This window comes from Actinomadura litoris (assembly GCF_009733595.1).
GTDB classification, from domain to species: domain Bacteria; phylum Actinomycetota; class Actinomycetes; order Streptosporangiales; family Streptosporangiaceae; genus Spirillospora; species Spirillospora litoris.
This window is the reverse complement of the sequence record NZ_WOFH01000014.1, coordinates 60,593-74,437: the sequence shown is the minus strand read 5'-3', so window position 1 is coordinate 74,437 and position 13,845 is coordinate 60,593. Positions and strand designations below refer to the sequence as shown.

Genomic DNA, 13,845 nt, shown 5'->3' with positions numbered 1-13,845 from the left:
CTAGCCTAAGCTAACTCGCCGCTGAAGACCCTGTCACACCCTGTTCCAATACGCTCGTATGGTATACAGTCATATTGCTTGCCATACAGACGTATTGGAAGGGGGGAACATGACGACGACCGGCCGGGGCGGGGCCCCGGCTTCGGAGGACCTCACGGCCCGCGCCCGCATCCGGGACACCGCGCTCCTCCAGTTCGCCGAGCACGGCATCAGGGGCGCCACGTTCCGGGGCATCGCCGAGGCGGCGGGGGTGTCGGTGGGCCTCGTCCAGCACCACTTCGGGTCCAAGGACGCGCTGCGCGAGGCGTGCGACGCGTACGCGCTCGACGTCCTGCGGCGGCTCAGCGCGCAGTCGACCAGCGAGGCGGCGGGCGACCCGGGGTTCCACGAGGCGATGCTGCGGGCCGACCTGCCGGTGCGGCGCTACCTCGCCCGCGCGCTGGTCGACGGCTCGCCCGCCGCCGCGCAGCTGTTCGACGACCTGGTCGAGATGACCGAGCGGTACCTGGCGGACCCGCCGGCGGGCGTCGCCGCGCCCACCACCCGCGACCTGCACGTCTACTCCGCGGCCATGGCCGCGATGTCGGTGAGCGTCGTCGTGCTGCACGAGCACCTCTCCCGGGTCATCGGCACCGACACGCTGACCGTCGAGGGGGCACCGCCGCTGCGCCGAGCGGTGCTGGAGGTGTTCGACGACCGGCTGCTGAGCCGGGAGAGCGTCGCCCGCGCGCACGCCGGGCTGGACCTGTACGAGGCGGCGATGGCCGCGAAGGGAGATGACGGTGACCCACGCGACGACCCCCACGACGGCTGAGGCGACCGACGCGATCCAGGCGGCCGGCCTGGTCAAGACGTTCGGCCCCACCCGCGCGCTCGACGGGCTGGACCTCACGGTGCGGACCGGGGAGGTGCACGGCTTCCTCGGGCCGAACGGCGCCGGGAAGTCCACGACGATCCGCGTCCTGCTCGGGCTCATGCGCGCCGACGCGGGCACCGCGCGGCTCCTCGGCGGCGACCCCTGGCAGGACGCCACCGCCCTGCACCGCCGCCTCGCCTACGTCCCCGGCGACGTCACGCTGTGGCCGAACCTGACCGGCGGCGAGGTCATCGACCTGCTCGGACGGCTGCGCGGCGGGCTCGACGAGGACCGCAGGGAACTGCTGCTGGAGCGGTTCGAGCTCGACCCGAAGAAGAAGGGCCGCGCCTACTCCAAGGGCAACCGGCAGAAGGTCGCGCTGGTCGCGGCCTTCGCCTCCGACGCGGAGCTGCTCATCCTGGACGAGCCGACCTCCGGCCTCGACCCGCTCATGGAGGAGATGTTCCGCACGTCGGTCCAGGAGGAGCGCGACGCGGGCCGGACGGTGCTGCTGTCCAGCCACATCCTCAGCGAGGTCGAGGCGCTGTGCGACCGGGTCACGATCATCCGCAGGGGCCGCACCGCCGAGACCGGCACGCTGGACGAGCTGCGGCACCTGACCCGCACGGCCGTCACCGCCGACCTCGCCGGCGACCCCGGCGACCTGGCCGGGCTGCCCGGCGTCCAGGACCTCGACGTCCGCCCGCTGGAGGGGCCGGGCGTGCGGGTCCGCTGCGAGGTCGACACCGACCGGCTCGGGACGCTGCTGGAGCGGCTGACCCCGGCGGGAGTGCGCAGCCTCACCAGCCGCCCGCCCACGCTTGAGGAGCTGTTCCTGCGCCACTACCAGGACGACCTCGCCCCCGCGGAGGCGTCATGACCGCCGTCACCCTCGCGCCCGCGCCCGCCGCCGGGGAGGGCGGTCGGCTCGCCGGCACCGGCATGCTGGTGAAGATGTGGCTGCGCCGCGACCGGATCATGCTCCCGGCGTGGATCTACGCGCTGACCGCGCTCGTGTCCAGCTCCATGTACAGCTTCCGGACCGGCTACGACGAGCCCGGGGCACTGGAGAAGTTCGCACGGGGGATCAACGACAACCCGTCCACGAAGGCGATGTACGGGCCGGTGCTCAACGAGCACACCGCCAGTGGGGTCGCGGCATGGCAGACCGGCGCGACCGGCGCCGCGCTGGTCGGGCTCATGTGCGTGCTGCTCGTCGTGCGGCACTCGCGCGCCGAGGAGGAGACCGGGCGGCTCGAACTGGTCGGCGCGGGCGTCGTCGGCCGCCGCGCCCCGCTGACCGCCGCGCTGCTCGTCGCCGCGACGGCCGCCGGGACGCTCGCCGTCCTGGCCACGGCCGTGATGATCGCCTTCGGGGCGCCGGCGGCGGGCGCGGTGGCGTTCGGCCTGGCCTGGTTCGGGGCGGGGATGGTGTTCGCGGGCGTCGCGGCGGTCACCGCGCAGGTCGCCCAGACGTCCCGGCTGGCCAACGGGCTGGCGCTCGCCGTCCTCGGGACGGGCTTCCTGCTGCGCGGGCTCGGCGACGTCGGGTCGGCGCACTGGCTGGCGTGGCTGTCACCGATCGGCTGGGCCCAGCGGGTGCGGCCCTACGCGGACGAGCAGTGGGCCGCGCTGGCGCTGCCGCTGGTGGCGTTCGCGCTGCTGGCGGCCGCCGCGTACGCGCTGATCGAGCGCCGCGACCTCGGCGCCGGGATCCTCGCGCCGGGCCCCGGCCCGTCCCGCGCCGCGCCGTCCCTGCGCACCCCGCTCGCGCTGGCGTGGCGGCTGCAGCGCGGCTCGCTGGTGGGCTGGTCGGCCGGGTTCCTCGTGTACGGCCTCGCGATCGGCGGCATCGCCGACGGGGTGAGCGACCTGGTCGGCGACAGCGACTCCACCCTCAAGAGCCTGCGCGAGCTGGGCCGGCAGGACGACATCGTCGACGCGTTCCTGTCCACCGCGATGGGGCTGATGGCGCTGCTCACCGCCGCGTACGCGGTGCAGGGCGTGCTCCGGCTGCGGGCCGAGGAGGCGGGGCAGCGGCTCGAACCGGTGCTCGCGACCGGCGTCGGCCGGCTGCGGTGGGCGGTGTCGCAGCTCGCCGTCACCGTCGCGGGCACGGTGGTGATGCTCGCCCTGACCGGCCTCGCCGTCGGTTCCGCGCACGGGCTGCGCTCGGGCGACCTCGGCGGCCAGCTCCCCCGCGTGTTCGGCGCCGCGCTCGCGCAGCTCCCGGCGGTGTGGGTCGTCGCGGGGGTGACCGTCCTGCTGTTCGGCCTGCTGCCGCGCGCCGCGCAGGCGGGATGGGGCGTGCTCGCGGTGTGCCTGATGCTCGGCCAGATGGGACCGGTGCTGAAGCTCCCCCAGCCCGTCATGGACGTCTCGCCCTTCACCCACACCCCCAACGTGCCGGGCGGCACGTTCTCCCCGCTGCCGCTGGTCTCCCTCACCGCCGTGGCGCTGGCCGCCTCGGCGGCCGGGCTGCTCGCCTTCCGCCGCCGCGACATCGGCTGAAATGCCCTCAGGAAAGATCGCGGAAAAGATCGCCGGAAAGATCGTCAAGAAGAAAGGATCTTGACCGCGTTCTCCTTAACTCCCCCAAGTGCCTGACTTATCTCTGAAAGTAGGAATTAATTAGCACGCTCCTGACCGCAGTCGGTCAGCGCAGCGGCGGGGACCACGGAACGTCACCGGGGAAAACGGCGGCGGTGCGAGAATTGCCGCGTTCTGGCTCCCTCCGGCCCGGCAATTCCTAGGAGTCCCGCGGTGAAAGGCCCTCTGGGCAGCAAGTACATCCTCGAAGAGGTGATCGGGCGCGGCGCCACCGGCGAGGTGTGGCGCGGGCGGACCCATGAGGGCGAGCGGCTCGCGTTCAAGCTCCTGCACGACACCCTCGCGCGCGATCCGGAGACCGTGAACCGCTTCCTGCGGGAGGGTTCGATCCTCAGCGGCGTCGTGCACCCGCACCTGGTGCGGGTGCACGACCTCGTCGTGGAGGGCGCGACCCTCGCCCTCGGGATGGACCTGGTCGAGGGCTCGGACCTGCGCGCCCCGCTCGCCGCGCACGGCGCGATGCGGCCGGGCGACGCCTGCGCGGTCGCCGCCGAGACCGCCTCGGCGCTGGCGGCCGTCCACGACGCGGGCGTCGTGCACCGCGACGTCAAGCCCGAGAACGTGCTGCTGGACGGACGGCGGACGCCGCCCGCCGTCCGGCTGACCGACTTCGGCATCGCGCGGATCGCCGAGCAGACCGGCAGCAAGTCGACGATGCTCGTCGGCACCGCCCCCTACATCGCGCCGGAGCTGGCGGACGGCCAGCCTCCGACGCCCGCCACCGACCTGTACGCGCTCGGCATCATGCTCTACGAGATGTGCTGCGGCGTGACGCCGTTCGCCGACCGCTCGACGCTGGTCATGCTCCAGCACCACGGGCACAGCGCGCCCGGCCGGCCGCCCGGCATGCCCGGCGCGCTGTGGGAGCTGATCGTCGCGCTGCTCGCCAAGGACCCGGCGGCCCGCCCGGCCCCCGCGGGGCGCGTCGCGATCCTGCTGGAGGCGCTGGCCCGCGACCTGGAGGCCGTGCCCGCCGCCGAGACGCTGACCGAGCCCCCCGCGCCGGTCGCCGCCCTGCACGACGCCGACACCGCGCTGTCGATGCGCAACCCCGGCCGCGACTCCGGCGGCACCGAGCCCGCGGGCCGCCGGGGCGGGCGGCGCGGGCGGCGCGGGCGCACGCTCGCCATCGCCGCCGTCACCGCGGCCGTGGTCTGCGCGGTCGCGGCGGGCGCGTACGCGGCCACCCGCGACCCCGGCTCGGACACGGGCCCCGGTCCGGGCCCCACCACCGTCGCCAAGAGCGGGGACGGCCCGGCACCGGAGTCGCCGCCGCCCAGCAGCGCGCGCGCCTCCTACGGGCCGAACCAGGTCCCCGACCTCGTCGGGATGCCCGAGACGCAGGCCCGCGCGCTGCTGCCGCCGTCGGTGGGCGTGCAGATCCGCCGGGAGGCCGCGCCGTCCGGCTCGCCCGACGGCGTCGTCCTCGCCCAGGACCCGAAACCCGGCGCCGACCTGCCCACCACGCTGCAGCTGACCGTCTCCTCCAAGCAGGCGATCCAGTACCTCGCCGACATCGAGCCCAGCGCCGGCGACACGGTCAGGACCGGCACCGAGGCGGCGAACCTCCGGCTGTCGGGCCACCCGCAGCTCCACGCGATCGGCGTCGAGGGCTCGCCGTGCGGCAACGAGACCGGCAGCGTCGAGTACGACCTCGGCCAGCACTACACCCGGTTGCAGGGGCTCGCGGGCCTGGACGACAACTCGCCCGCCGCGAAGGCGCAGGTGACCGTCGAGTTCTACGGCGACGCCCGCAAGCTCAAGTCGATCACCACCACGCTCGGCAAGTCCCAGGACCTGGAGGTCGACGTGCGCGGCGTCCTGCGGCTCACCCTGCGGTGGACGTTCAGCGGCGGCGACGCGTCCCGGTGCGACGGCGGCACGCTCGTGCTCGGCGACGCCCAGCTCGTCGCGGCGGCGGGGTACGTGCCGCCCTCCACCGAGTCGCCGACCCCGACCCTGCCGGGCGGGTGAGCGCGCCCCGGGACCGGCGGGACCGGCGGGGGCGGCTCACCGTGACCGCCGCCGGGCGGGCCCGCGAGTTCGCCGCCGGCGACCGGGTGCTGGTCGGGCGCGGCGCCGGATGCGACGTCGTCCTCGCCGACGCGCGGGTGTCGCGGCGGCACCTGGAGCTCGTGCGGGGCGACGGCGCGGGCGGCGGGTGGGTGGTCCGCGACCTCGACAGCGAGAACGGCACCTGGCACGAGGGGGCGCGGCTCACCGTGCGGCCCGTCGGCGCCGGGCTGGCCGTCCGGCTCGGGGACGCGGGCGACGGCCCGGTCGTCGAGCTCGTCGCCGACCCGGCGGGCCCCGCCGCGACCGGCGACCTCGACGAGGCGGCCGGCGCCGAGGGCGTGGCCCGCGAGCCGGTGCCGCTCGGCCGGAGCCTGTCGATCGGTCGCGGCCGGAGCAACACCGTCGTGCTGGACGACCCGCTCGTCTCCCGCGCCCACGCGCGGATCGTGCTCGGGCCGCGCGGACACGTCGTCCAGGACCTCGGCAGCGCCAACCTGACGTTCGTCAACGGCGACCGCGCGACCCGTGCGCCGCTGCGGGACGGGGACGTGCTGACGTGCGGGCGCACCCGGTTCGTCCGGATCGCCGACCGGCTGCACTTCCTGCCCGCGACCCCCGACACGGGGCTGGAGGCGTCGGGCCTGGCCGTGCTGCCCCCGGCGCGGCGCGCGGGCGGCGGCGAGCCGCCCGCGCCCGCCCTGACGTTGCGGCTGGCGGGCCCGTCGCTGCTGGCGGTCGTCGGGCCCGCGGGCTGCGGCAAGACGACGCTGCTGTCGCTGCTCGCGGGACGGCGGCGCCCGGCGGCGGGCCGCGTCCGCTACGAGAGCCAGGACGTGCACGCCAACGCCGAGGTCCGCGCGCGGATCGCGGTCGTGGCGCACGAGGCCGAGAGCCATCCGCGGCTCACCGTCCGGCAGGTGCTGTCCTACGCCGCCGAGCTGCGCCGCCCCCGCGACATCGGCGGCGCCGGGCGCGCGGCGGCAGTCGCGGGCGTGCTCGCCGAGACGGGACTGGGCGAGCACGCGGGCCTGCGGGTGTCGGCGCTGGACGAGGACCGCCGCCGCCGGCTCGCGATCGCCTGCGAGCTGATCACCGACCCGTCGCTGCTGCTGGTGGACGAGCCCCTCGCGGGCCTGGACCCCGGCCGCGCGCGCGAGATGGTACGGCTGCTGCGGCGGCTCGCCGACGCGGGCCGGCAGGTCGTGCTGACCACCCGGGAGCCCTGCGAGCTGGACCGCTGCGACTCGGTGCTGGTGCTGGCGCCCGGCGCCGGAGAGGCCTACCACGGGCCGCCGTCCGGGCTGCGCCGCCGGTTCGCCTCCACCGCGTGGGCCGACGTGTTCGACCACCTGGCGAAGGTCGCCGAGGCCCGCTCGGGGCTTCTGGAGGGGGCCGCCCCGCAGCCTCCGCCGCCGCCCGCCGTCCCGGCGGGCGCCGTGGTGCGCGACCCGGCCGTGCGGCGCCGCGCCCTGCGCGACGCGCGGGTCCTCGCGCGGCGGCGGCTCCGGCTGATGGCCGCCGACCCGGCGGGCACGGCGCTGCTCGCGCTGGTCGCGCCGCTGCTGGTGCTGCTCGCGCTCGGCGTCGGCGACGGTTCCGGGCTCGCCGTCCCGGGCGGCGGGGCCCGCCGCGTCCTGCTGGTGCTCGTGCTCGGCACGGCCGCGGCGTCCGCGCTGCCCGCCGCGCGCGACCTGGCCGCCGAGCGCGCCGTGTACGCGCGCGAGCGGGCCGCCGGGCTGCTGCCCGAGGCGTACCTGCTCGCCAAGGCCGCGGTGTTCGGCGGCGTGGCGGCGGCGCAGGCGGCCCTGGCCGTCGTGCTGCTGCGGGCCGTGCGCCCGGGGCCGTCCGGTGCGGCGCTGCTCGGCCTGGCCACGCCGGAGGTCGCCGTCGCGCTCGCGCTCACCGGCGTCGTGTGCGCCCTGGCCGGGATGGCGGTCGCGGTACACGTGCCCGCGCCGGAGTGGGCGCTGCCGGTGGTCGCCGCCGTGACGGCGCTGCAGCTCCCGCTGTGCGGCGGGCTCGTCCCGCTGTCGGGCGAGCCGCTGCTGGCGGGGCCCGCCGTCCTGCTGCCCGCGCGGTGGGGCTTCGCGGCGCTCGCCTCCACCGTCGACCTCGGACGCGGCGACGGCGGCCCCGACGCGCTGTGGGGGCACAGCGCGCACGTCTGGGCGCTGTGCCTGCTCGTCCTCGCCGCCCAGGGCTGCCTCGCGGCGTTCCTCACCCTGCGGAGGCTGCGCCGGTAGCGGCGAAGACGGCGTAGCGGCGAAGACGACGGTGGCGCCGAAGACGACGGTGGCCGGGAGCCCGAGCGGGACGGGCGCCCGGCCACCGTTCCTCACCTGTCCCCTCTCACCTGTCCCCTTGCACCCGCTGCCCGGCCTCGCGGTCGACGTGCACCACGACGCCCGCGCGGGGCACCGCGCTCAGCGCGGCCACGATCCAGTACGCGTGGCCGAGGGGGAAGGCTGCGCCGCCCGCTCCGGCGGCCATCGCGACGGCCGCGGCGATGAGCCCGACGCGGGTGAGCAGGTCGACCGCGATGACGGCGGCGGCGCCGTGGACCCGGCGGATCCGGATTCTCCGGAACATCGTCTCCTCCTGCTGGTTCGCCCGTTCCGACGCGTCCCAGGGTCCGCCGGGAGGGGCCCCGCCCGCCGCTCCCGGATCAGGGAGTGGACGCGTCGTCCATGCAGGTGGACCATTTGTTGGCCTGTACGCGCAGCCAGTACGCGTCCTCGAACAGCGCGAGGTGGCGGTGCCCGAGGACGTCGTAGTGGATCAGGGCCGAGGCGACGGCGGTGTGCCCGACCGTCCCCTCCGCGGGCAGCAGCGTCCGCGCGACCAGCTTCTTCAGCAGCGCCTTCAGATGGTCGTTGACCTTCCCGGCGAGCAGCTCCTGGAGGCGGGGCTCCCGGTCGACCACCCGCAGCAGGTAGTGCGCCCCGGTCAGCTCCAGCGCCTGCCTGCCGATCTCGGGGACGGTCGGCAGCCGCGCCACCCGCGCGGCGTCCCGCAGCCACGGCTCGCACAGCAGCAGCGCGACCATGAACTGGCGGGTCTCGGGGTTCATCGTGATCCCGGCGACCGTGCTCGACCGGCTCCCGCTCGGGGCCGGCAGCACGGGCTCCCCGCTCGGCCCGGGCCCCGGCAGCCGCACGTGCACGGCCCGGTTCTCCCGGATCATCAGCGCGGACCCGACGAGCGCGCTCCCGGCCGTCAGCACGCACGCCTCGGCCGGGTCGCCGGGCAGCCTCGGCCGCAGCCGCACCGGCTCGGGACGGGTCCGCGCGGGGTCCTCCCCCACCGTCCCGGCCTCCACGACCAGCGCGTGCTTGGCGCTGAGGTTGACCAGGCGCACGCCGCCGGCCTCGACCGTGATCTCCCCGACGCGGCGCGACATCCAGCGGTTCCGCTCGCCGAACGCCAGGTCGACGTCCGGGCCCCGGCCGAAGGTGAGCCGCTCGCCCGGCCGCATCCGGCGCGGCGGGCCCTCCGGACCGCTCACCTCGACCGCGCCGTCGTCCTCGCCGTCCTCGGCGGTGTCGGGGTTCAGCATCGCGTCCTCGCAGCTCGTCCGTCCGTACGGGTACGTGGGCCGAGCATCCCCCGTCGGCGCGGTCGGCGCGCCCGCGCGGCCGGACCCGGACGCCCGGGATCACCGGATGGGCAGGGTGATCGTGAGGATCGTCCCGGCGGCGGGCGGGCTCTGGATGCGCACCCGGCCGCGCAGCGCGCCGACGCGGTCGGTGAGCCCGGCGAGGCCGCCGCCCGGGACCGGCGCCGCCGCGCCGACGCCGTCGTCGCGGACGCGGGCCACGATCCGCTCGGGACCGGCGCGGACCTCCAGGTCGACGCGGTCGGCGCGGGCGTGCTTGACGGCGTTCGCGACCGCCTCGCACAGCGCGAAGTACAGCGTCGACTCGATCTCGGGCGGGAAGCGGCGGGCGGGCAGGTCGAGCCGGACGGGCACCGGGGCGCGGGCCGCGACCAGCTCCAGCGCGGGGCCGAGGCCCGCGTCGGCGAGGATCGCCGGGTGGACGCCGCGCGCCAGGTCGTCCAGCTCGGCGACGGCCTCGGCCAGCTCCCGGCGGCACGCGGCGGCCTGGTCGCGGGCGGAGGGCTCGCCGGCGGCCGCCTCCAGCGCCGCCAGCATCGCCTCCAGCGCGCGGAGCCGCCGCCGGGCGCTGCGCTGGAGGTCGGCGGCGAGCCGCTCCCGCTCGGCGGCCTGGACGCGGACGAGGCGCTCCCGCGCGGCGCGGGCCCGCTCCAGGTGCGCCTGGGCGGTGGCCTGGAGCCGCACGGTCTCCAGCGCGCGTCCCCCGGCGACCAGCGCGGCCTCCACGAGCGGCGCGTGGTCGCGGAGCGCGGCCGCCAGCTCGACGGTCGCGAGGGGCGCGCCGCCCGACGTGCGCACCTCGTGCCGCCAGCGGCCCGGGCCCCCGGGATACGGCGGGACCCGGTGCCCTGCCCCGTCCACATAGGCCCCGTCCCCGGGCGCCCAGAACCACAGGTCGAGGGTGTCGTCGCGCAGCACGCCGCGCAACGCGTCGCGGACCTTCACGACGGTCAGCGGGTCGGCGAGCCGCTGCATGCGCTCGGCGACGGTCAGCTCCGCGAGCCTGCTCCGCAGCGTGGTGGCGAGGAAGGCGAGCGGCAGCACGGTCGCGCAGACGCCCTGGACGAGGTAGACGCGCAGCACGTCCTCCAGCCGGACGCCGCCGCCCGCGATCGACCCCTGGCCCGCCACGGCGCCCGCGGCGGCCACCGCCATCGCGGCCATGACCGGAACGGTGAACCCGCGCTCCAGGCGGCTCGTGCGCGGCAGCCGTCCGAGCAGGATCGCCACCAGGAACCCGCCGAGGCCGACCAGCGAGCCCGTCAGCACGCGCAGCGAGCCGTCGAAGACCGCGCGGTCGGGGAACAGCGCGGGCCAGATCACGGTGGGAGCGAAGCCGTTCCACTCGGGGCGGGACGTGACGCACAGCAGTACCTGCCCGCCGAGCAGCACCAGCGCGGCGGCGGCCGTCCAGAGCCGGGCGGCGGCGCCGAGGCGCCCCGAGGGGTACAGCAGGACGCCGGCGCCGATCGCGAGGAAGAACACCGACTGCGCGAAGACCGAGACGAGCGGCGCGGCACCGGCGTCCCAGCTCGCGGTCCAGGTGACCGCCCAGGCGGCCGAGGCGACGGTGAACAGCAGCCCGGTCCGGTGGCCGGAGCGCCCGGCGGCCAGCACGCCGCCGGCGACCGCGAACCCGCCGCAGCACGCCACCGTGACGGCGGCGGCGCCCGGGGCATCGCGCCAGTGCGGCCAGCCGCAGGCCACCGCGCCCGCGGCGACGGCGGCGCCCGCGCCGGCCGCGCGGCGCACCCGCGCGCCGAACCACAGCGGCAGCCGCCCTCCGGGCTCGGACCTCACCGGGGCCCCTTCCGTGTCGAGGCCCGCGCAGGGACCTCGGCACACGGGAGGGCGGGGGCCGCGAGCGGGTCACCATGAGCGACCGGGCTCGCACCGTCAGTCTTCCCGAGACCGCCGGTTCACGCGAAGGCCCGTTACCCGATTGATGCGCGCGATCGCACGACGCACGCTCAGCGGGGTTCGGCGGCGCGCAGCCAGGTCAGGACCGCGAGGACGCGCTTGTTGCTGTCCTGGGGGCCGCCGGTGGCGGAGGAGGTGATGCCGAGCTTGGTGAAGATGGACCGGACGTGGTCCTCGACGGTGCGCGCGGACAGGTGCAGCCGCCTGCCGATGCCCGCGTTGGAGTGCCCCTCGGCCATCAGCGCCAGCACGCCGCGCTCCCGCTCCGACAGCCGCGCCAGCTCATGCTCGCGGTGCCTCGCCTCGACCAGGCGGCTCACCACGTCCGGGTCGATGACGACCTCGCCGCGCATCACCCGCTCCAGCGCCGAGCGAAGGTTGTCGACGTCGGTGACGTGGTCCTTCAGCAGGTACCCCACGCCGCGCGGCTGGTCGCGGAACAGCTCCATCGCCTGCGGGGTCTCGTTGTAGGCCGACAGGACCAGCACGCCGAGGTTCTCGTGCCGCTCCAGCAGCCGCCGCGCCGCGACCACGCCCTCGTTGGTGTGGGTGGGCGGCATGTGCAGGTCCACGATCGCGACGTCGGGCGGGTCGCCCGCCACCCGCGCCAGCAGCTCCTCCCCCGACGCCGCCGACACCGCGACCTCGATGCCGACCGTGGTGAGCAGGGTGACCAGCGCCTGCCGGAAGATCCCGCTGTCCTCGGCCACGGCTACTCGCATGGCAGGACCATCCTCACCGTCGTGCCCCTCGCGGGATCCCCGTCCACACTCACCTGCCCGCGCAGCGCCCGGATCCGCCCGGACAGGCCCGCCAGGTCGGCGGCGGGGTCGCCCGGGCTCCCGCCGTCGTCGCTGACCTCGGCGACCAGCCGCGCCCCCTCGGGCCGCACCCGCACGGTCACCCTCGCCGCCCCCGCGCGTTCGACAGCGTAGGACATCGCCTCGCACAGCACCGCGTACAGCGTCGACTCGATCTCACTGGAGTAGCGCCCCGGCGCGACCTCCAGCCGCACGCGGGTGCCGATCCGCTCGGCGACGACCTCCAGCGCGGGGGCCAGGCCGCCCTGCACCAGCAGCGCCGGACGCACCTCCCGGGCCAGCGCCCGCAGCTCGGCCAGCGCCTCCATCAGCTCGCCCCGGCACGTCCGCGCGTGCTCGCGCACCGCTCCGTCGGCGCTCACCGCCTCCAGCGTGCCGAGCATCGCCCCCAGCGCCAGCAGCCGCTGCTGCGCGCCGTCGTGCAGGTCGCGGGCCAGCCGTTCGCGCTCAACCGCCTCGGCCCGCACCAGGCGCTCATAGGCGGAGCGGACCTGCTCCAGGTTGGCGTGCACGGTCGCCTGGAGCCGCGCGTTCTCCAGCGCGCGGCCGCCCGCCGCCAGCGCCGCCTCGACGAGCGAGCCGTGGTCGCGCAGCGCCCCGCCCAGCTCCACGACCGCCAGGGGGTCGCCGGACGCGGTCAGCACCGTCCGGCGCCAGCGGCCCGGCGCCGCGTCCCCGGCGAGGTCCGCGGGGCGCCCGCCGGTGTCGACGTAGAGCCCCTCCGCGGGCGCCCAGAACCACAGGTCGAGGGACGGGTCGTGCAGCACGTCCCGCAGGGCGTCGCGGACGCGCTCCACGGTCACCGGCGCCGTCAGCCGCAGCATCCGGCCCGCGACCGACAGCTCCCCGAGCCTGACCCGCAGCCCCGACGCCAGCAGCGTGAGCGGGACGACCCCGGCGACCGCGCCCTGCACCGCGTACACGTCGAGGAGGGCGTCCAGCGAGACGGACGCCTCCATGACGGGATTCTGGGTCAGCGCCGCCGACACCCCGACGAACGCCAGCGCGATCGTCACCGGCAGGGCGAGGACGCGGCCCAGCCGTCCCATCCGGGACAGCCGGAGCAGCAGCACGACGGCGAACGACAGCGCGAGCAGCAGGTACAGCCCGGACGACACCCGCAGCACGGCGCGGAACAGCCCGAGGTCGGGGAACGGCGCGGGCCACCACACCGAGTCGCCGCGGAACGCCGCCCACTCCGGCTCGGAGGTCAGCCACATCGCCGTCGGGCACGCCGTGAGGACGGCGCAGGCGACGGCGGTCCAGACCCGGTCGGCGAGGTACTCCAGCCGCCCGGTCGGGTACAGCAGCACGCCGACGCCGAGCGCGAGGTAGAACCCGGCCTGCGCGTACGGCGAGACCATCGGGCCGGCCCCCGCGTCCCAGCTCGCGAACCAGTTCAGCGCCCACGCGGCGGCGGCGGTCACGAACGCGAGGCCCGTCCGGCGGGTGCGCCCGCCGGTCGCCAGCAGCACGCCCTCGGCCGCGATCGCGGCGCAGACGGCGAGCGTGACCGCGGCGGCGGCCGGGTGGCCGCGCCAGTACGGCCATCCGGCCGCCAGCGCCAGCACCGCCACCGCGAGCCCGGCGACGAGGGCGCGCCTCGCCTCCGGACCGAACCACGGGGGCGTGCGGCGCCGCCGCGGACCGGAAATCACCACGACCACCCTCTCCATGTTCGGGACGGCGGGCCGGTCGTGCCACCGGAAACCCACGGGGGTCGGACCCGTGCTTTCCCGGGTGCGGGCGCGCCGTCACCGTCCGCGTCCGCGGGCTTGCCCGAAGTGTCATGGACGCCGGAGGCCGCCGCGAGCGGTGTTATCCGATCGATGCGCGGCGCGGGCGGGCTCCCGTGTGCCCTGTCCCGGCCGGATTCGGGACCCGTTCCCCTTGACCCGGAACGCGCCCCATGGGACAGGGCGAATTCGCCCGCCATTTCCCCGCCGTCGAAAAGCGGCGCCGAATAACCGGGAAAACCCCGGGAACGGGCCCGGGTTCGCCTGGGT

Annotated in this window: 10 protein-coding genes; 5 read left to right on the top strand and 5 right to left on the bottom strand. The window is 76.5% G+C overall.

Annotated features, from left to right (window positions below; genetic code table 11):
* Positions 1-109 precede the first annotated feature (109 nt).
* The 5 genes from GNZ18_RS32670 to GNZ18_RS43855 all read left to right on the top strand — a co-directional run bounded on the left by GNZ18_RS32670 (position 110) and on the right by GNZ18_RS43855 (position 7,725).
* Positions 110-814, top strand: coding sequence for a TetR/AcrR family transcriptional regulator (locus tag GNZ18_RS32670; RefSeq protein ID WP_173390954.1), 705 nt, complete (start codon positions 110-112; stop codon positions 812-814).
* Complete coding sequence (locus GNZ18_RS32665; protein WP_308166434.1) at positions 783-1,736, top strand: ABC transporter ATP-binding protein; 954 nt, start codon at positions 783-785, stop codon at positions 1,734-1,736. Before GNZ18_RS32670 ends, GNZ18_RS32665 begins: the two co-directional genes overlap by 32 nt.
* Positions 1,733-3,367 carry an ABC transporter permease gene (locus GNZ18_RS32660; protein ID WP_156220501.1) on the top strand — a complete coding sequence of 545 codons (1,635 nt, stop codon included), beginning with the start codon at positions 1,733-1,735 and terminating at the stop codon, positions 3,365-3,367. The genes GNZ18_RS32665 and GNZ18_RS32660 overlap by 4 nt, the downstream gene beginning before the upstream one ends.
* A 252-nt stretch (positions 3,368-3,619) precedes the next feature.
* Positions 3,620-5,440, top strand: a complete 1,821-nt coding sequence (locus GNZ18_RS32655; RefSeq protein ID WP_156220500.1) for a protein kinase domain-containing protein — start codon at positions 3,620-3,622, stop codon at positions 5,438-5,440.
* Positions 5,437-7,725, top strand: coding sequence for an FHA domain-containing protein (locus GNZ18_RS43855; protein ID WP_156220499.1), 2,289 nt, complete (start codon positions 5,437-5,439; stop codon positions 7,723-7,725). Before GNZ18_RS32655 ends, GNZ18_RS43855 begins: the two co-directional genes overlap by 4 nt.
* 106 nt (positions 7,726-7,831) lie before the next feature.
* Here the strand turns inward: GNZ18_RS43855 and GNZ18_RS32645 are convergent, their stop codons facing one another.
* The 5 genes from GNZ18_RS32645 to GNZ18_RS43850 form a co-directional block, all read right to left on the bottom strand.
* Positions 7,832-8,071 carry a hypothetical protein gene (locus GNZ18_RS32645; protein ID WP_156220498.1) on the bottom strand — a complete coding sequence of 80 codons (240 nt, stop codon included), beginning with the start codon at positions 8,069-8,071 and terminating at the stop codon, positions 7,832-7,834.
* Positions 8,072-8,147: 76 nt separating this feature from the next.
* On the bottom strand, positions 8,148-9,038 hold the full coding sequence (locus GNZ18_RS32640; RefSeq protein WP_156220497.1) for an FHA domain-containing protein: 891 nt from the start codon (positions 9,036-9,038) through the stop codon (positions 8,148-8,150).
* Between the two features lie 99 nt (positions 9,039-9,137).
* The gene (locus GNZ18_RS32635; protein ID WP_156220496.1) at positions 9,138-10,898 is read right to left on the bottom strand and encodes a sensor histidine kinase; all 1,761 of its coding nucleotides are present in this window, start codon (positions 10,896-10,898) and stop codon (positions 9,138-9,140) included.
* Positions 10,899-11,068: 170 nt separating this feature from the next.
* On the bottom strand, positions 11,069-11,740 hold the full coding sequence (locus tag GNZ18_RS32630; protein ID WP_156220495.1) for a response regulator transcription factor: 672 nt from the start codon (positions 11,738-11,740) through the stop codon (positions 11,069-11,071).
* Positions 11,731-13,500: a sensor histidine kinase gene (locus tag GNZ18_RS43850; RefSeq protein WP_173390953.1), complete on the bottom strand. Its 1,770-nt coding sequence runs from the start codon at positions 13,498-13,500 to the stop codon at positions 11,731-11,733. Before GNZ18_RS43850 ends, GNZ18_RS32630 begins: the two co-directional genes overlap by 10 nt.
* Between the last annotated feature and the right edge of the window lie 345 nt (positions 13,501-13,845).